12 protein-coding genes are annotated in these 19,567 nt (G+C 33.0%); 7 read left to right on the forward strand and 5 right to left on the reverse strand.

The genetic code is table 11. The annotated features are described in order from the left end of the window. Positions 1–16: 16 nt before the first annotated feature. From Q0822_RS16470 to Q0822_RS16480, 3 genes are all read left to right on the forward strand, one after another. Positions 17–148: a hypothetical protein gene (locus Q0822_RS16470; RefSeq protein ID WP_299125768.1), complete on the forward strand. Its 132-nt coding sequence runs from the start codon at positions 17–19 to the stop codon at positions 146–148. 24 nt (positions 149–172) lie between these two features. After that, positions 173–1,267 carry a DNA topoisomerase IB gene (locus Q0822_RS16475; protein ID WP_299125770.1) on the forward strand — a complete coding sequence of 365 codons (1,095 nt, stop codon included), beginning with the start codon at positions 173–175 and terminating at the stop codon, positions 1,265–1,267. 595 nt (positions 1,268–1,862) lie between these two features. Then, the gene (locus Q0822_RS16480; protein ID WP_299125772.1) at positions 1,863–2,009 is read left to right on the forward strand and encodes a hypothetical protein; all 147 of its coding nucleotides are present in this window, start codon (positions 1,863–1,865) and stop codon (positions 2,007–2,009) included. A gap of 89 nt (positions 2,010–2,098) precedes the next feature. On the opposite strand, the gene Q0822_RS16485 is transcribed toward Q0822_RS16480, so the two are convergent. Further along, positions 2,099–3,289 carry a Pycsar system effector family protein gene (locus Q0822_RS16485; protein ID WP_299125775.1) on the reverse strand — a complete coding sequence of 397 codons (1,191 nt, stop codon included), beginning with the start codon at positions 3,287–3,289 and terminating at the stop codon, positions 2,099–2,101. 55 nt (positions 3,290–3,344) lie between these two features. Between Q0822_RS16485 and Q0822_RS16490 the strand changes: the two genes are divergently transcribed. Together Q0822_RS16490 and Q0822_RS16495 are read left to right on the forward strand one after the other, a co-directional pair. Next, the gene (locus tag Q0822_RS16490; protein ID WP_299125777.1) at positions 3,345–7,052 is read left to right on the forward strand and encodes a metallophosphoesterase; all 3,708 of its coding nucleotides are present in this window, start codon (positions 3,345–3,347) and stop codon (positions 7,050–7,052) included. Between the two features lie 51 nt (positions 7,053–7,103). Continuing rightward, positions 7,104–7,259 carry a hypothetical protein gene (locus Q0822_RS16495; protein WP_366125113.1) on the forward strand — a complete coding sequence of 52 codons (156 nt, stop codon included), beginning with the start codon at positions 7,104–7,106 and terminating at the stop codon, positions 7,257–7,259. 95 nt (positions 7,260–7,354) lie between these two features. On the opposite strand, the gene Q0822_RS16500 is transcribed toward Q0822_RS16495, so the two are convergent. Then, positions 7,355–8,176, reverse strand: a complete 822-nt coding sequence (locus Q0822_RS16500) for an SDR family oxidoreductase (protein WP_299125779.1) — start codon at positions 8,174–8,176, stop codon at positions 7,355–7,357. Positions 8,177–8,420: 244 nt separating this feature from the next. Next, positions 8,421–9,227 (reverse strand): SdiA-regulated domain-containing protein, encoded by an 807-nt coding sequence (locus Q0822_RS16505; RefSeq protein WP_299125782.1) that lies wholly within the window; start codon positions 9,225–9,227, stop codon positions 8,421–8,423. A gap of 456 nt (positions 9,228–9,683) precedes the next feature. On the opposite strand from Q0822_RS16505, the gene Q0822_RS16510 reads away from it, so the two are divergent. Continuing rightward, positions 9,684–10,973 (forward strand): NAD(P)/FAD-dependent oxidoreductase, encoded by a 1,290-nt coding sequence (locus Q0822_RS16510; RefSeq protein WP_299125784.1) that lies wholly within the window; start codon positions 9,684–9,686, stop codon positions 10,971–10,973. Positions 10,974–11,129: 156 nt separating this feature from the next. Then, positions 11,130–12,572 carry a DASS family sodium-coupled anion symporter gene (locus tag Q0822_RS16515; protein WP_299125786.1) on the forward strand — a complete coding sequence of 481 codons (1,443 nt, stop codon included), beginning with the start codon at positions 11,130–11,132 and terminating at the stop codon, positions 12,570–12,572. Between the two features lie 3 nt (positions 12,573–12,575). Here the strand turns inward: Q0822_RS16515 and Q0822_RS16520 are convergent, their stop codons facing one another. Beyond that, positions 12,576–13,571 (reverse strand): PorP/SprF family type IX secretion system membrane protein, encoded by a 996-nt coding sequence (locus Q0822_RS16520; RefSeq protein WP_299125787.1) that lies wholly within the window; start codon positions 13,569–13,571, stop codon positions 12,576–12,578. A 12-nt stretch (positions 13,572–13,583) separates the two neighbouring features. Then, positions 13,584–19,373 carry a PKD domain-containing protein gene (locus Q0822_RS16525; protein WP_299125789.1) on the reverse strand — a complete coding sequence of 1,930 codons (5,790 nt, stop codon included), beginning with the start codon at positions 19,371–19,373 and terminating at the stop codon, positions 13,584–13,586. Between the last annotated feature and the right edge of the window lie 194 nt (positions 19,374–19,567).

The raw sequence follows: 19,567 nt of genomic DNA on the forward strand, positions 1-19,567 counted from the left end.
CTTATAATGAGTAAATATGGATTATAAAAAAGAAGATGAAAATCTCGAATATCTCAAACAGAAACCAAATAACAACTCTTATAAAACTATTATTTCTGCTGGTATATTAATAGTAATAATTCTAATATTAGGAATCGTATTTTGGTAAAAATAGAATCTTCACAACTATAGAATGAAATTTAAAAAGTATTCCAATCCAAAATTTATAGCTAAACTCATAAAAGAGCCAGAATCTGTTATTGACACTTTTGAATTGATTTATACTAGTAAGGACAAGCTTAAAATACGACGCAAAAAAAACAACAAAAAGTTTGTTTACAAACTTGGCAATAAAGAATTAACAGATCAAAAACAACTAACAAGAATAGAAAGCTTAGTAATTCCGCCAGCATGGAAAAAGGTGAAAATTGCAATTCCAGTAAATGCACATATACAAGCTGTAGGGCGAGATTTGAAGAACCGCAAACAATACAGATATCATGCATTATGGACCAAAATTAGAAATCAAACCAAATTCTTTAAAATGGCTGCTTTTGGTGAACAACTACCAAAAATAAGGCAGCAAGTAGAAATAGATATAGAACAAAATGGTTGGCCAAAAACAAAAGTAATAGCCTTGGTCATAAGATTGATGGAAGAGACGCACATACGTATAGGAAATGAGCAGTATGCAAAAAGAAATAAAACCTACGGCTTAGCAACTATGCGCACTAAACACATTTCTATCTTTGATGATAAGTTGGCTTTTAATTTTGTTGGCAAAAAAGGAAAGGAGCACTCCATTATATTAAAGGATAAAAAACTTATCCGATTAGTCAATAAATGTGAAGATATACCAGGTTGGGAACTATTTCAATACTTTGATAAAAACAATGAAAAGCGAAGTATTGATAGTAGTATGATTAATAATTATATACACAATATTACAGGAGATATATTTACTGCCAAAGACTACCGAACTTGGGCTGCAACAAATATATTCTTTGAATCACTTTTAGATTTAGGCATTGCCAAAAAGAAGAAAAGGAAAAAGAAGAATATCTTAAAAGCTTTCGATAAGTCAGCTAAAGCTCTAGGAAATACTAGGAATGTGTGCCGTAAGTATTACGTGCATCCAGCAGTAGTCAATAAATATATATCTGGTAATATAAAAGCGGATTTTGCAATCTTAGAGGCAAATCCAAAAGCAAAAGACTATTTGTCGGAGACGGAAACAGTAGTTTTAGATTTGATTAAAAACTACGTACCTACGTTTTTAATTGAGTAAGTAAATATCAACAAACTTAAGCCTTGCTAACGCAATTATTGCCAATCTTAAAAAAGAATATACCAACAACAAATAAGAATAACATGCAAAATGAAGTCTATATATCTCTGTAATTATATTCATTCATAGAGCAAATATTAAATTCTATTGAACCAAAACACTAGTCATACAGTCATTAATTTCGTAAAAAATATAACCAATAATTAGTCAATTAATACAATCAGATAAATACAGTTCAACTCTTAATAATTCATAAAATGAAAGGACTTTATAAAATCGGAAAACCAGAGATAGAGACTTCAAGCATCAATCGAAAATTTAATAAACACCAGAAATTTAAGAGATCAAATTTCTATTTTCTCATGGGAATTTTAACTGCTGTTGTGTTTTTTGTAATCTTAATGAATCTTGTCGTTTTTGATATGAATTCATAATTGTATAGCCTTCATTGTGAAATACATTGATCTTAAGATTTAAATTAATTCACTGCATTACTATTAGATTTTCTTTTAGATTAACATTTTTAGCATATGCGTTAACCACACCTCTGTCGTATTTGTAATTTTGTAATGAACAATAAACAAAACAGAACATTATGAAATTTGTAAAAGAAGACGAAGAAGAAAGAAGAGACTATATTTTTCAAAAAGATAAGAAAACAGTTTATGGAGCCAGATTCATAGCAATTGTTTTAATACTTCTTATAGTGGCAGTAGCAGTTACATACTTCACACTAGGGTAATATAGAATTAAGAAGATGTTGCCAACTATCTTTATCTTGAAAAAGTACTATTACACAACAATTAATTACAGTGAGTGTTAAGATTTATTCTACTGAGCTTGGGTCTTAAATGCAATCGCAAAAGCTAAAACAGATATTACAATACCTGCCATAAAAATAGTATAGGTTATTCTCAAAATTCTATACTTTCTGCTAAGCACTTTGCCTAAGAAATAAAGATCTTTACTTAAGCTACTATATATGTAGTCTTTATCTTTAAGCATCTCTTCAATAGCCCATTCAAATTCACCTAGCTCCATTTTATGAAAGTTGCCAAAAAATAGCAGGTTCACTTTTTTATCTTTAACATCCTCTTTAGTAAACTGACCACGAGTTACGTTAGGTCGGGTAGCAACTATAGATAATATAACGGAAATCACACTAAAGATTACAAAAATAATAGTGGGTACTATCATATAACTGTTAGAGGGATTATCTAACTTAGATATTAAGTTAGAAAGTACCAAAGAAATAATAATGGCATTAACTGAAAGTAATATATTGGCCTTAGTATCAGCAATATCACTTAATTTAATGTGATTTCTCAATGCTACTCTAAATAAGGTTTGCACACCACGTTCGGAACTTTCATTTTTATATTTTACTTTATATCTAGCTTTTAATTCTTCCTTACTGTCTTTAGATCGCTGTTTGAGTTTAGACTTCATCAATTTGGCCAAATTCTTCTTTTTCCTTGTTCCCCATTCAAGCTTAGCATAGTCACTATAAAACTTATGCTTTTTCGATAAAATTCTAATATTCTCTTTTAGCCATTCTTTTGAAGAATAGACTTTAATACCTTGTAACTCTAATTCTGTCCTTAAGAGCTCACTAACTTCGGTAAAATATTTCTTTCCAAAGTGCGAAGAATCTGCGTCTTTTATAATTTCTTCTAATTTATTCTCGGGAATTCTATCAAATTTTGTAGCTATAATGCATTCATTAACTCCATCGATTATCTTTCCATCTACATTTTGAGATTTTAAGAATTCTGTGGCCATTTTAGCGCTCTCTTCTTCATGACCATCTCTTGTCTTTGTATAGCCAATATCATGTAAAAGTGATGCTAAAAGCAAAATTTCTGACTCATTAGCACTAATTTCAGAATTTTCTATGATTTCTTTTGTACTTTTCCATACGCGCTTAGTATGCTCATAATTATGATAGGTAAATGTATTAGGCAAATGCTTCGTAAATAAATCAAGAACATATTTGTCTGTCGTTTCAATTATAGTAGCCATAGGTCAATTATTAATAAAGTAACAAAGTACCAAAAAAATTAGCAGTAAATTACAAATGACAAGAAATAAAATAACTCAAATAGTAATAATTTGTGCTCTATGTGTCGCATGTGCTTCAAAAAAGACACAATATAAAAATGACGACAACGAAATACACTCGTTGCCATCAAAAGAAATTGATCGCGTCTTTTATCTAATTGGTGATGCTGGTAAATCACCTAAAAATGATTTATCAACTGCACTTCAAATTTTTAAGAAGCATATTTCAAAAAATCATTCAGATAAAGATTACGCCATCTTTTTAGGAGATAATATCTATCCTAGCGGATTACCTAAAAAAGGTGCAGAAAAACGGGGTGACGCAGAAAATCATTTAAATGCTCAGATAAAATCTGTAAGCAATTTTAAAGGTAAATCTATTTTTATACCTGGAAATCACGACTGGTATGCAGACGGTGTTAAGGGCTTAAAACGTCAAGAAAAATATATTGAAGATGCACTTGGGAAGAACACATTTCAACCAGAAAATGGCTGCCCTCTAGAAAGTATTGATATTGGAGAAACAGTACAACTTATCACTATAGATACGCAGTGGTATTTAGAAAATTGGAACAAGAACCCAACCATAAATGACGATTGTGAAATAAAAACTAGGAAGCGATTTTTAGAAGAATTAGAAGGAGAGTTGAAAAAAGCTCAGCACAAAAGAGTCATTTTAGCTACACATCATCCCATGTTTACAAACGGCTTACATGGTGGTTATTATTCTGCTAGGAAGCATCTTTATCCATTTCAGTTTAATGTTCCATTACCGATTATTGGCTCTTTAATAACTCAAATAAGAACGCAAGGAGGAGTGTCCATTCAAGATAGGTATAATGAACGTTATAACGAACTGATGAAGCGATTAGAAACAATGGCTTTAGAATATAATAATATTATAATCACTTCTGGTCACGAACATACTTTGCAGTACATTGAAAGTAATTCTATCAGACAGATTGTATCTGGTTCTGGAGCCAAAGAGTCTCCTGCTAGTTTAAGTAATAATGGACTATTCACTTATGGTAAACAGGGGTTTGCACAATTAAACATCTTCAAAGATGGTAGTAGTTGGGTAAGTTTTTATGGCGAAGAAAATGGAGATCCAAAGCTACTCTATACAAAAGAGGTCTTACCGAAAAACCGAGAGAAATTTAACACAGATACACTACCTGATACGTTTCCAAACACTATAGAAACATCTATATATACTAAAGAAGAAACAGATAAAACAGGTTTTTATGAAGTTCTTTTAGGTGACCGTTATCGCGATTTATACAGTACAAAGGTTAAAGTACCAGTAGCAACATTAGATACTTTATATGGTGGGTTAGAAATTGTTAGGCCAGGTGGTGGACATCAAACACGCTCATTACGTTTAAAAATGAAAGATGGAAGAGAATTGAATATGCGAGCACTTAGAAAGAGCGCCACGCAGTATTTGCAAACTGTTCTTTTCAAAGAAACCTATGTTGCCGATGATTTTGAAAAAACTCAAATCGAAGATTTAATTTTAGACTTTTATACAGCTGCTCATCCTTACGCTTTTTCTGTAGTCCCAGATTTATCTGATGCTGCAGAGGTTTACCATACAAATCCGAAACTTTTCTACATTCCAAAACACAAATATTTAGGAGACTACAATACAGATTATGGTGATGAATTATACATGATTGAAGAACGTCCTGAAGAAAATTATTCGGACGAAAAAAACTTCGGCTACGCAGATGATTTAGAAAGCACACATGATATTATTGAAAAAATAAGGGAAGACGAAAAATATAAAATTGATGAGAATGCTTACATACGCGCACGTCTATTCGATATGCTTTTAGGAGATTGGGACAGACACCAAGATCAGTGGAGATGGGCACAATTCAACCAAGAGAATGGTGATAAATTATTTAGACCTATTCCAAGAGATCGTGACCAAGTGTTTTCAAATTTTGATGGTGCATTATTAGATATAATGAAAACATTATCAGGTTCTACAAAGCAATTACAAGTTTATGATAGTGAGCTAAAAGATATTGAATGGATGAATAGTGCTGGTATTAAGCTCGACAAAGTACTAATACAGCAATCTGGAAAAGACGTTTGGTTAGCACAAGCAGAATTTCTTCAAAATAATATTACAGATGATGTTATAATTAAAGCATTTTCTAAAATACCCGAAGAAGTAAGAGATGAATCTTTGATAGAAATTCAAAAACATCTAAAAGGCAGAAGAGCTAATTTAAAAGATATCGCAGAACGCTATTATAGCTATTTAAATGAGTTAGTAATTCTAACTGGTACTGATAAAGACGATCTCTTTGAAATTACCAGAAGTGGTGATAATGAGACCCATGTCAAAATTTCGAGAATTAAAGATGGTGAAAAAGGTGAAGTAATGTTAGACCGAACATTCAATAAGAAGATAACTAAAAACCTCTGGATTTATGGTTTAGATGATGACGATGTATTTGAAGTATCAGGAAAAGCCAATAATCCTATCTACATACGTATTATAGGTGGTCAAAATAATGATATATATCGCATTAAAAATGGAAGACGAGTTAGAATATACGATCATAAATCAAAGAAAAATACGATCGAAGAAAATAACGGAGCGAAGCTAGACTTAGCAGATACCTATAATAATAATCTTTTCGATTTTAACAAAAACATTGTTTACACAGGTTCTATTACACCAAGTCTAGGTTTTAATCCAGACGACGGGTTTTTAATTGGTATTAGTAAAATCTCAACAAAAAAAGGATTTCATCGTAACCCATTCACAAGACAACACAAATTTAAAGCAGGCTACTTTTTTGCGACAAAAGGATTTAGTTTTGATTACAATGGCGAATTTGCCAACCTATTCGGTGATTGGAATTTACATATCTCTGGTAAAATAACTAGCGAAAATTTTACTAATAACTTTTTTGGTTATGGCAATGAGACTGTAAATAATGATGACGATTTAGACCTAGATTTCAATAGGGTAAAAACCAGTATTTATGCTGCGAGTTTTGGACTTATTAAAAAAGGGAATTTTGGAAGTGATTATGGTTTTAAAATCTTAGCTGAAGCTATAGAAATTGATAATACACCAAACCGTTTTATAGAAGTTTTTGCACCAACAACTAATGAAGATTTTTACAAAAGACGTGTTTTTGCAGGAGCAGAAGGTATATTTAGATACGAAAGCTTCGATGATAGAATTACACCAACAAAAGCAATGACATTTTATGCTACAACAGGTATAAAAACTGAACCTAGTGAAACTAAAAATACTTTTGGATACCTAGATACGCATTTAGGCTTCTATAATGCACTATCAAGAAATAGAAAACTGGTTTTAAAAACAGATGTAAGATCTCAAATAAGAATTGGTGATGATTTGGTCTTTTATCAGGCTGCTAATATTGGAGGTAGAAACGGATTACGAGGCTACAGAACAGAACGCTTTACAGGCCAAAATGCACTAGTTGGTAGTGCAGATATCAGATATGCATTCAAATCATTTAAAACGAGTACATTGCCTTTACAGATCGGTATTTTCGGTGGTGGTGATGTCGGAAGAGTTTGGATAGATAATGAAGATTCTGATAAATGGCACAATGATTATGGTGGCGGATTTTGGATATCTGCAGCAGATTCAGTGCAAGGAACCTTTAATTTCTTTAATAGTGTTGAAGGCTTAAGATTCTCGTTTGGTTTTGGATTGAATTTTTGATTCTATAATAAAATTATATCAAATTCTATCCCATAGGAATGAACTAATAAAATGGCCTTAAGTATCAATATAGATTTGTCGTGTTTAAGATTTAACCATCGTGTTCTTCAAGAAGATACTGATGCTAGAAATCCTTCATGTGAAAGACTAAAATTTCTAACTAGTTTTCGTCGAACCTTGATGAGTTTTTTGAAGTCAGAGTATTAGATATTCGTAAAATAAAACGGATTTATAAACAAGTCCATTGATAGACATTAACTTCTTCAGTGAGCTTGTTTATAAATCACTTCGTTTTACCGCTATTAGTCCTTGAAATCAAATGCAGTATCACACTGAATACTATATTGCTTCTCTTGATATGATTTACACATATCAGCAAAATCAACAGGTAAAATAGTTCTAAAATTGTGAGATTCTTGAGGTATAATTTCTATCATTTTTTCAATCATTCCCTTTGGATTAAACTGATTTTCAGCCATAGATTTTGCAGCGGCTTCAATATTTTTTAGTGGTGTAAAATGGGTTTCTTTATCAAACCACTGTGCATAATTGTCGTACATTCTATCATTAAAGCCAGTATCATAAGGTCCTGGATTAATAGTAGCAACAGTTAGTCCCATTGGTGTAAGTTCGTCTCTCAAAGATTGTGCAATAGCTTCAAGAGCATGTTTTGATGCATTGTAAGCACCTAAATAAGGTGTCGTAGAAAGTCCGGCAACTGAAGAAACAAACACTAGTTTTCCAGTTCCTTTTTCAATCATCTTTTTTATGAATGGTTGTGCAAATTCAAGATTTGAAAACACATTTGTTTCCATAACTTCACGTATTAATCCTACAGGCATCTCAGATACAGGACCAGAGTGTCCTATTCCTGCATTATTCACCAAAATGTCTATATCATATTCCCATGCTTTCTGACAATCCATTAGGTCTAAAATATTCAGTTTAATAATTTCAAGATTATCTTCTACTCCTGCTTTTTTGGAATCTTTCAACAGTCTTGATTTTTGTTCCCATTTATGTACACCTGCAATAACTTTATGTCCTTTCGCTGCTAAACCTAAAGCTGTTCCTTTACCTAACCCAGATCCTGCACCTGTAATTAAAATTGTTTTTTCTTTCATATTATTTTTATTGAATAGAACACTCATGCGCTGAGCATGGTGCTCTTGTTATAGTTTAAAAGTTTGAATATTATTTATATGATAATTTTTCCTTCTCAAAATTACCTATAAGACTAAAGGTTTGTTAGCCTGTATGGATCAATAGTTAGCGCATTAGATAAATACAGTAAAGTTATAGACTTTAATACAGTCCATGACTCGCAGAAACTAAGGCTTTTTTTTTATTTTATACGTATTGATACTTCTATAGTTTCAAACTGTAAATGTTTCCGCCTTCAGATTTGTTACGCTCATCAGTAATGTATAAAATTGAATCGGATTTAAAACATATCCCTTCTTTTTGGGACTTGTGCTCTAAATCAAGTTCCTCTACTGTACCACCAAAAAATTTATCGTCTGCAAAATTAGATAACTTCCAAACGCGATCATGATTCAGTAATACAATAGTTTTGCCATCATCACTAATATCAGCAGAAGTTACCTCAGTATCTTTTCCCTTTAAATAATATTTTGAAACAAATTTAGCTTTATGATCACCAACACTATTGGGTACTTTTATTACTACTGCCTTTTTTCGTTCTTTACTAAAAATATAAAAGTGGTCGTTCAGAAGAAAAAAGGCTTCAAAATCTTTTGACTTTACACCTTTTGGTAAGGTAAAATTTATTTTTTTTGCCTTAGAAATCTCATTAGCATTAGATATGTTTTCTATTTTTAGAATAGAAAATTTCTTTCGCTTTTCAGAATTATTACCAAAATCACCAATATAAAGATTACCATCATTATCTGATGTTAAGTCTTCCCAATCGTCATTATCAACATCATCAATAAGAATTACTTTTTGAATATTGCCATCATCACTTAATCCATAAATCTTAGGCTGATTTCCTGCATCTTCAAGAACCCAATTTAAAGATGAGTTGCTAACCGTTTCAACAGCTGAGACCTCTTCTAGATCTCCATCGATGTCACCAACGACATCCAATTTGCCTATTTGACAAGATGATACAAAAAATAAAAGTGTAGCGATAATACTAAGTATGTATTTCATGGAATTGAATAAATTGATAACACAAATATAATTGATCCTAGATAGGTCACTTAACCTATTCAAAGTTTTAATTAACTCGTTTCATTGAATTCAACATTGTCACTGTGGTTAAAAATTTATACTAAGAGGTTTGTAGAAATATCTCTTATAACTAAGATACTTGACTTAAAAAGAGTAATGATAGATCTAATAATGTTAAACATTATGTAAACTTTTATTCATCTTTGATTAAAATAATAAGTGGGGAATGATTTTGTGTTCTTTATAGTCGCATTACAAGTCCGCTAAAGTCCTAGGTCAGTGGTACCCTCACTTTTATTTAATACAAAGATTTCTTGTCTCGTTTAAAACTTTTAATTTAAGATTTATAGTAATAATCCTTCGTGAAAACATTAATTTTAATGCTCATTATGTACCATCTTAATTATTCGGTACATATTTAATAATTTATATCGTATGCATAAAGTTGTCATCATTGGAGGTGGGTTCGCAGGTATAAATCTTGCATTAGATTTAGCAGGTGATAAAGCCATTGAAGTCACGCTGGTAGATAAAAACAATTATAACTTTTTTGCACCTCTACTCTATCAAGTATCTACAGGCATGCTAGATGTGGCAAGCATAAGTACACCATTTAGAACCTTATTTAAGGGTAAAAAGAATCTGACATTTCGAATCGGTGAACTAAAATCTATCGATGAGGCTGCGAAGCAAGTTATTTTAGATACTGGTAAATTGACATACGATTACTTAGTTCTTGCAACAGGAACAACAAGTAATTACTTTGGTAATGAGTCTATTGAGAAGAAATCTTTACCTATGAAAACTATTGAAGAATCTATTCAATTGCGAAATACACTCTTAAGTGTTGCAGAACTAGCTACTATAACCAAAGACGAGGATGAAAAAGAAAAACTACGTAATATCGTAATAACAGGTGGAGGACCTGCGGGTGTTGAAGTGGCAGGTATGTTAGCAGAATTAAGAAATAAGGCTTTACAAAAAATATACCCAGAAATTAATAAGGACTTACTACGTATTTATCTTATCGAAGGTGGAGAATCGTTACTAGGTGGAATGAGAAAAAAATCTCAGGATTATGCAAAAAAGAGTCTTAACAAACTAGGCGTAATTGTTATGCTAGAGACTAAGGTGGATGATTTTAAAGATAATAACGTTATTCTCAATAATGGCGATAAAATACCAACCAAAACCTTAATCTGGACAGCAGGTGTGAAAGCTTACAAATTTGAAGGTTTACCAGAATCTTTTTACAAGCAAGCAAATAGAATTGAGGTTGACGAGTTTAACAGGTTAAAGGGTCATAACTCTATTTTTGCTATAGGTGATACTTGCATTCAAAAACACGATAATCGTTATAAAGAAGGTTTCCCACAATTAGGAAGTGTTGCTACGCAACAGGGCAAGCAACTAGCAAAAAACTTTAAGAGGTTGTTTCAGAATAAAGCTTTAAAGCCATTTAAATTTGTAGATAAAGGTACCATGGCAATAATTGGTAAGAGCAAAGCTACTGCTGATATGGAAATTCCTAAGAAAACACTAACGGGATGGGTTGCGTGGGCAGCGTGGTTAGGAGTACACCTTTTTTTACTTATAAACTATAGAAACAAAATTAAAACAATGTGGCAATGGACAACATCTTATTTAACGAAAACTGAGCCAGATGCTTTAATGATTGGCAGAAGTAAACTTACTGCAAGAGCGAATAATGATTCTAATCAATAAAGCAGCTTATTTTCAACTGTCAATGTTTCCATAATTTATCAAAAGCTTTTAATCCTTTAAGTAAACGTAAAACCTTTCACCAATTTTTTTACAACCATAGAAATCCAGATGATAATTATATATTAGCATTTAATAAAGCTGTATCTATAATTTTAAATGAACACACCAAAACAAAAAGTAGGTCTATTTTTGGGACCGCTTTTATTTATATTAATTAAGTTTTTGTTACATCCTGAAGGCTTAGGTGATTCGGCCAATGCCATTTTAGCTTCCACAGCTTGGGTAGCAGTTTGGTGGATAACCGAAGCCATTTCGATATCAGTCACAGCATTATTACCAATCATATTATTTCCATTATCTGGTGGACTATCTCTGAGTGAAACCACAGCTTCTTATGGACATAAGTACATATTTTTATTTCTTGGAGGTTTTATTCTGGCAATTGCCATCGAAAAATGGAATCTACATAAACGTATTGCATTAAACATTATTAAACTTGTAGGAACAAATGTTAGCAAAATTATTCTTGGGTTTATGGTGGCAACGGCACTATTATCCATGTGGATTTCAAATACAGCTACGGCAGTTATGATTTTGCCTGTTGGTATTGCAATAGTCTTACAACTTCAAGATAATCCTAAGACTAAAGAAAATGAAAATTTAATTTTCGGAAAAGCTCTAATGCTAGCTATTGCTTACAGCGCTTCAATTGGTGGTATGGCAACACTTATAGGCACTCCTCCAAACCTTGTTTTGGCAGGTGTTGTAGAGAGCACATATAATACTGAAATTACATTTGCACAATGGTTTATGTTTGGCTTTCCAATAAGTATTATTCTGTTGATAATCTGCTGGATTTATTTAACACGATTCGCATTTAAATTTGAACAAAAAGAATTTCCTGGAGGTCGCCAAGAAATTGAAAATCAACTTAAAGCTTTAGGTAAAATATCATATGAAGAAAAAGTCATTTTATTTGTATTCTCTTTAACTGCAATAGCATGGATCTGTAGATCGTTTTTACTTTCTAAATGGTTGCCTGCAATTGATGATACTATCATTGCAATGATTGCTTCGTTGGCTTTATTTTTAATACCAAATGGCAAAAGAAATAGTTCACTAATATCTTGGGAAGAAGCTGTAAAGTTACCTTGGGGAATTTTATTACTGTTTGGTGGTGGAATGGCATTAGCAACTGGTTTTGAAGTTAGTGGATTAGCGTTATGGATTGGAAATCAATTAACCTCATTAATTGGTGTTTCCATATTTATATTGCTATTGATATTGATTGCTTCTGTAAATTTTTTAACCGAAATCACTTCAAATATGGCTACAACAGCTATGCTCTTACCTGTTTTAGTTGCCTTAGCTTCAGTATTAAATATTCATCCATACATATTATTGGTAAGTGCAACTTTGGCTGCTTCTTGCGCATTTATGCTACCTGTAGCAACTCCGCCAAATGCTGTGGTATTTGGTTCTGGTTATTTAAAAATTGAAGATATGATTAAAAAAGGGATTTGGATGAACGTGATTTCTATCATTCTGGTGACCATTATTGTATATTTTGTTTTACCGTTGGTTTGGGATTTGAAATAAAATCTATCTTTTTCTACTACGATCAGTTTTACATCTTCGACAACGCGATAAGTATGTAATCGATAACTCATAAACACCATTAGTACGTCCTATTTTAGAAGTATTGGCATCATAAGAAAGACCGAATCTAAATTCTTCATACTCTAATCCTAAAAATCCATTTATAGAGGTTAATACATGACTATTATCGTCATTTCTAGCCGGATTTGTAGCAGCAGTAATACCAATAAGAAATTGATTCACCATAAATAATGAACCAATATCTAGCCGGTTATATTCTCCTTGTTGCATGTAATTGGCAGTCATCATAATATTATAATCTTGAAGAAAAGGAAATCGAAAATTACCATGTAAAGAATAAAATATATCTAATGGTAAATTTTCACCATCTACGAATGATATATTCGGACGATTGAGGTGTTTTGCTGAGGCACCAAACCAATATGTAATTCCATTACGTTCTTCCCTTTCGAAAACAATACCAGCGGAAATATCACCAAAAAATACATTGTCTGTATTATTACTCAACGGATCTACAGAAACAGGATTAATCATTCCTGTACTAATATTAATCTGATCTGCTAAAGTCAGATTACTAAATCCAATATCTTTAAAACCAAGGCCTACTTCAATTGCTGGTCTAAAAAACCAACCTCCATCAAGATTAACGCGATGCATGTAATTGACATTAAACTGGTAAAAATTGTATTTATTAAAAGTTTCGTGTTGCCTTAAAAAATTCACTCCAATACCAAATCCAAGGCTTGGACCATAATCGTAGGATTTATTGAGATAGGCATATTGTGTATCTACTCTCAAATCTAAATTAGGCCATTGTGTTCTGGTTAATACTCCAGCTGCTATTCGATCACTATCTTCAAATCCAGAAAACCCTGGATTTAATGTTTCTTGTATATAATTAGATTGGGTAAAAATAGGATCTTGAGCATTGGCAATAAAACCAATTAAAATAAATACTAAAACTGTGATTTTCTTCAATGTTTTTCTAGTTTATTTAATAAATACAAAAGCTCCTTGTTTCTTAATTTCGTCACCATAAAAGGTCTTTGCAGAAAACGTGTAAAAGTAATTTCCATTTTCTGCAATTTCATCCTTCACTTTTCCATCCCATCCTCGAATAGAATCACCAGACTCTTTGTAAATAAGACTTCCCCAAGTATCGAAGATATTTATTTCTAGAGTATTGAGTCCAATATGAACTGGTGCAAAATAGTCATTAAGACCATCTTCATTAGGTGTAAAAGCATCAGGCATTACAAGCTTATACCCTTCTTCAATGTATAACGTTATTACTTTTGTAAAAACGCAACCAAATGGATAAGTAACAGTTTGAGTCACGATATAACTTCCAACTTCAAAATAGGTGTGAATTGGATTTTCTTCTGCTGAAAAACTACCATCTCCAAAATCCCACAAAATACTTTCGTAATTACCTGTAGCAGTATTTGTAAATTCTATTGGATCTTGAATCGTATAAACACCATAATTTAAAAACCCAAAAGAAGATGTTGTAAAATCTGGATCACCTAGAACAGGAATTTCAACATTTAATGAGTAATTGGTTGAACATCCTTGGGCATCTGTAACTTCTAAAATAACTAAACCATCTTCTTCAGTTGTCATAATTTCATCATTGAGGCCACTCACGTTTCCACTTGACCAATTGAACTGAAAAGGTGGTACTCCTCCACTGGCAATAGCCACAAAAGTCTGATTTACAGTTCTAGCCTCACAATTTACATCCACTTGTGTCTCAACATCCAATACCAATGGCTCAAATCTATTGACGTCCCAACTTCCTTCTATTTCACAACCATTAGCATCAGTGACTTGGGCAACATATGTATTAGGCGGTATATTATCTAAATCTTCAGTCGTTGATCCATTAGACCAAACAATATCAAAAGGCGGAGTTCCTCCTTGTATTAACAAGTTTATAGATCCAGTATTGGTATCATCGCAATCTAAAGCGTCTGTAACATTTGCAGATAATGATAACGGTAAAATATCGAAAATCGTAAAACTATCTTGAATGACACAAGGTGTGCCGTCGGTAATCGTAACTGAATAAGTTCCAGGAGGCAGGTTATTGCGTTCCGTCCCTGCGTTCGGATCATCGTCCCAAACTAATGTCACAGGATCAATACCCCCAACAAAATTTAAAGTTATACTCGCATCATTTTCACCAGCACAAGACATTTGTGTTACTACAGGATCTATTAAAAAGATTGGAGGCGATTCTATTACAATAGGAAAATCTTTTTCACAATTTTCGGCATCAGTAATGGTAATTGTATAAGTTCCGGGCGATAAATTAGTTTGACTATTTCCAGTAGCGAGATTACTCCAACTTACGTCATAGGGAGCAACACCACCTGAAATATTGTTAATAGTTATAGAACCGTCATTATCTCCGTAGCATACAATCTCAGTCACAGTAACGTCTATTTCAATTTCATCATTTTGAAGTACTTCAACTTGAAGTGTATCAACACATCCTGAGCTATCGGTTACTGTCAAATTATAAATACCAGCGAATAAGGTATCAATATTTTGATTTGAACTCGTAAACCCATTTGGTCCTGTCCAAGCAAACGTATAATCTAATCGACCTCCAGAGACGTCAACATTGATAGTACCTGTAGCATCACCAAAACAAAGTATATCTGTTTTAGAATTTAAAGTAACTTCGAGTAAAGGTGGCTCTTGAATAATAAAGATAAGGCCTGTTAGTAAACAATTATTAAAGTCAGTAACGGAAATAGCATATTCACCTGGTCCCAAACCTGTTAAATCTTCATCTGTAGAAAATGGAGCTCCATTTAAAGTCCATACGTATGAATAAGGCGCTGTTCCTCCTGCTACATCTATGCTAATATCCCCATCATCTTCGTTAAAACATGAAATGGTTTCAGGATCAAAATCAATAAAACTAAATACTAATAATTCAGGTTCTGTAATTGTAAAAGTTTCAGAATAAGGACAACCTCCATTATCCTCAATATCTAAAGTATAGGTTCCAGCTTCAAGATTAAAAATATCTTCATTGGTACTTGTAAATCCGTTAGGTCCTGTCCAATTAATATTGTAAGGGCTTCCTGTTGTAAACGGTATACCTCCCACTATAGTAATTCCTAGTGAGGCATCATTAGATTCAAAACACGAATTATTAGTAACCGCAGGAGTTATAGATATTGATGGATTTACAGTTACCACAACTTCAAAATCCTCACCTTCACAATCACCTGAAATAGGAGTAATAGTATATATTACAGTAGCTGGATTTGTCGTTGTATTCTCTAAAAATTGAGAAATCGTTGCTATTGGAGTCAATTGTTCTGTTGCTCCTGTAACACTTCCTGCAGGATTGACAACAGGAGTCGTCCATGTATATAAAGTATTTAATGGTACAATATCACCACTATTCGTTGTATCTGGAGTGAATTCAAATGTATTTCCACTACATATTAATGCATCACTATCAGCTATTATTGGTGTCTCATTAACAATAATTTCAGCGGTATTAGATATAATTTCAGAACAACCTCCTGAATTAAAAGTGATGATAACATAATAATATAAAGTCCCTGTAGTATTTACAGGAGGATTGTAAACATTGGAAGTTGCACCAGAAATTGCTATTCCTGTAACGGTATCATCAACTGTGTTTTGATACCATTGATAAGTTGGTGTTCCTGTACCATTAGTATAAGATACAGTTAAGGCTGGAGTAGTTTCACCTAAACACAATTCATCAGAAATTGGTTGCGCACTAAATTGTGCACCTGCACTAATTTCAACTTCACTAGTATCAGAGGTGACTTCACAACCTGAAACATCTTGAGAAACTATACAATAATAATATAAAGTACCAACTGTTGTGGTCGGTGGATTAAATACTGAAGATGTTGCTCCTGTAATAACAGTTCCTGAGGTATTGTTATTTACGGTATTTACATACCATTGATAAGACGTCGTTCCCAAACCACCTGCTACAATCACCTCCAAATCTTGTGATGTAGTATTTTGACAGATACTCTGATAATCTAATGGTTGCATTGTGATTGTAGGATCATCTACAACTACTATTTCGGAAACAGCACTTGTAAGTCCTGAACAGCCACTAGCTGTATAACTCACCTCAACATAATAATAAAATGTACCCGTACTCATAAATGCAGGAGGTGTGTAAACTGAGTTTGTTGCTCCGGAAATCAATGTTCCATCAGTATTTGTATTTGTGGTATTAATGAACCATTGATAAGATACAATTCCTGTTCCTCCAGAAACAACAATTGATAATTCTTCGGCCGTTCCTCCTTCACATAATGATTGCGTATCTATAGGTTGTGTATCAATTTGTGTTGTATCGGCCACTTCAATTTCTGCGGTATCTGAAACAATCTCATTACAACCACCAGTTGAAAATGTAATCACCACATAATAATAGGTCGTCCCAACTGTATCTGTTGGAGGTGAAAAGGTCGCTGAAGTAGCGCCAGCAATTAAAGTTCCTGTAGTAGTATTGTCAACTGTATTTTCGTACCATTGATAAACTGCTGTTCCTGTTCCATCAAATGTCACAGTTAAATCGTCGGTTGTGCCATTTAAACATACCGAATTAGATTGCGGTTGTGTCGTTATAGTTGGAGCTGGTTCTACAATAATTTCAAAATTTACTGGAGCACCTACACAACCACTGATTTCTGGTGTTACTGTATATATAAGTGTTACGGCTGAAGTTGTGGCATTGATTATAGTTTGAGCGGGAATTGTATTAGATGTTCCATTAGAAATATAACCTGTAAGTCCTGCAGGACTATTAGATGACCAATTGAATATTGTACTAGCATTATCTGATGTAATATTGATAGCACTTGATAGTGCTCCAGAACATACGGTTTGGGTTAAATCTGTATTAGTGATTGTGGGCGAATCGTTAATTGAAAAATCTTCAGTAGCTGTAGTTGTTCCACAAGAATTCGTTACACTAAAAGATACAGTATAATCACCAACTGCTGAATATGTTATAGTTCCTGGATCTAACTGATCTGAAGTTGCTGGTGATCCACCAGGAAAAGACCAGCTATAAATTATAGTATCTGAAACTGGCGCACAAGTTTCAACTATTGCAACAGGATTAAAAGTCGCCATTCCGCAAGCGTCATCAATTGGTTCAATTGAAGCTTCAGGAGGCTGTTTTACTTCAATGATCTGACTTGTCATAAAATCACCACAGCCATTCGTTGCTGTCATTGTTAACTCGTAAGTACCAGCAGAATCAAACTGAAACGATGGATTTGCAGTGTTTTCATCTGTCCCGTTTGTAAAACTCCATGATGATGAAGTACCACAAGATCCTGATGTATAATCTACTTCCCATAAATATGTTGGAGGTTCACAACTATTTGATTCATCGGTAGAATTTGTGGTAATAACTTGTAAAGGAGTACAGCCTTCGTTTACATTCAGACTAAATAAAGGTGTTAAATCTTCTTCAATACATATAGTCTTAATCACAGGATCTGTAATACCGCAAAAATTCTCTTCAGTTAACGTCACTGTATAAGTTCCTGGAGATGTGTAGGTATGGCTTGGATTTTCTAAGTCAGATGTTGTACCATCGCCAAAATCCCACATATGATTTGCTTGTTCAGTACAATTGGGTCCAAATCCATTTTCAGTTTCATTTGTAAACAATATTGCCGTATTTACGCAACCTGGTGATTCGAACGTGAAATCAACATCTGGCAATTGTAGTAAGGTTACAGGACCAGCTGTAGAAAATGTTTGACCGCATGAAGTCGTAATAGTTAAGGATACAATATAACCTGCTCCTGGACAATTTGATGTGGTATAAATATAATCTAGTAAAATAGGGCTAGCAGCTTCTGGATTAGTAGGATCATAATCTGTTGATAACGCTATTAAATCGGCTTGTGTAAATGTTTCTTGATTTCCATCACCATAATCAACGAAATAAGTGGTATCCTGTGGATTATCACCCCAATCCGCAATAGTAAACCCTAAGTTTCCTACAGGCAAGCATAAATTAGTAGTATTACCTGGATTAGTAACGTTACCACCTGGATTACTGGAATTTTTAACAAGTATGGTTTCTGATGAATTACAACCACTATCACCATAACCAGTAAAAGTCATATTGAACGAGCCTAATTCTGTATAGGTGTGCGATATAGGAAATGAAATATTAGTTTCAGAAGTACCATCTCCCCAACTAACATCGTAAGAGGTTATACAACCCGCAGAAGGAGACACATTTCCTACATTAATTATATATGTAGGATCGACCGTATTATTACCGCAATTATCAAATGGAAGAAATTGATCATCTAAATCTTCAAAAATAAGCTGAGGACGCTGTTCAACATTTATAGTCTGAAAAGAACTACCTGTAGAATCATCGCTTTCATCAGTAACGGTTAATGTTACTGTAAAGTTTGAAAAACCACAGCCAAATGCATTATATATTTTATTTGGATTTGCGTTAGTAGAACTAGTGCCATCACCAAAATCCCAATCGTAAGTAAAAGGTCCTGTTCCTGTAACTGCAGAAGTAAAATTAATTACGGTACCAGAACAAGCACTATTATTGTTGAAAGTAAAACTAACACCTGGAGGGTTAAGTAAAGAAGTGGAACTATTGAGCGTTAGACTATCAAATTCTTCATCATAAATATTAATAGATAAATTATTTGCGCCAATTAATCCACAAACAGATATAACAACCAATATTAGGCTATATTTAATTTTCCCCATAAAACTGTAATAGCTAATTACTTAAAGACTTCAATTTAATTAAATTCTTGTTATACCAATATTAAACTTTAATAATATTCGATAAGGTTATTGAATCCTCCGTGAATGGTATGATATTTTGAGAATTAGAAAATAAAACCTTTAAGAAGTTTAAGATCTAAAAATGTAGTTGTTTACGGTTTAACAATATTCAA

Source organism: uncultured Winogradskyella sp. (assembly GCF_947496485.1).
GTDB lineage: Bacteria > Bacteroidota > Bacteroidia > Flavobacteriales > Flavobacteriaceae > Winogradskyella.

What these genes read in the sequence shown, in the direction of transcription:
- Q0822_RS16470 (WP_299125768.1), top strand. Translation starts at nt 17, where the DNA reads ATGGATTATAAAAAAGAAGATGAAAATCTCGAATATCTCAAACAGAAA.
- Q0822_RS16475 (WP_299125770.1), top strand. Translation starts at nt 173, where the DNA reads ATGAAATTTAAAAAGTATTCCAATCCAAAATTTATAGCTAAACTCATA.
- Q0822_RS16480 (WP_299125772.1), top strand. Translation starts at nt 1,863, where the DNA reads ATGAAATTTGTAAAAGAAGACGAAGAAGAAAGAAGAGACTATATTTTT.
- Q0822_RS16485 (WP_299125775.1), bottom strand. Translation starts at nt 3,289, where the DNA reads ATGGCTACTATAATTGAAACGACAGACAAATATGTTCTTGATTTATTT.
- Q0822_RS16490 (WP_299125777.1), top strand. Translation starts at nt 3,345, where the DNA reads ATGACAAGAAATAAAATAACTCAAATAGTAATAATTTGTGCTCTATGT.
- Q0822_RS16495 (WP_366125113.1), top strand. Translation starts at nt 7,104, where the DNA reads ATGGCCTTAAGTATCAATATAGATTTGTCGTGTTTAAGATTTAACCAT.
- Q0822_RS16500 (WP_299125779.1), bottom strand. Translation starts at nt 8,176, where the DNA reads ATGAAAGAAAAAACAATTTTAATTACAGGTGCAGGATCTGGGTTAGGT.
- Q0822_RS16505 (WP_299125782.1), bottom strand. Translation starts at nt 9,227, where the DNA reads ATGAAATACATACTTAGTATTATCGCTACACTTTTATTTTTTGTATCA.
- Q0822_RS16510 (WP_299125784.1), top strand. Translation starts at nt 9,684, where the DNA reads ATGCATAAAGTTGTCATCATTGGAGGTGGGTTCGCAGGTATAAATCTT.
- Q0822_RS16515 (WP_299125786.1), top strand. Translation starts at nt 11,130, where the DNA reads ATGAACACACCAAAACAAAAAGTAGGTCTATTTTTGGGACCGCTTTTA.
- Q0822_RS16525 (WP_299125789.1), bottom strand. Translation starts at nt 19,373, where the DNA reads ATGGGGAAAATTAAATATAGCCTAATATTGGTTGTTATATCTGTTTGT.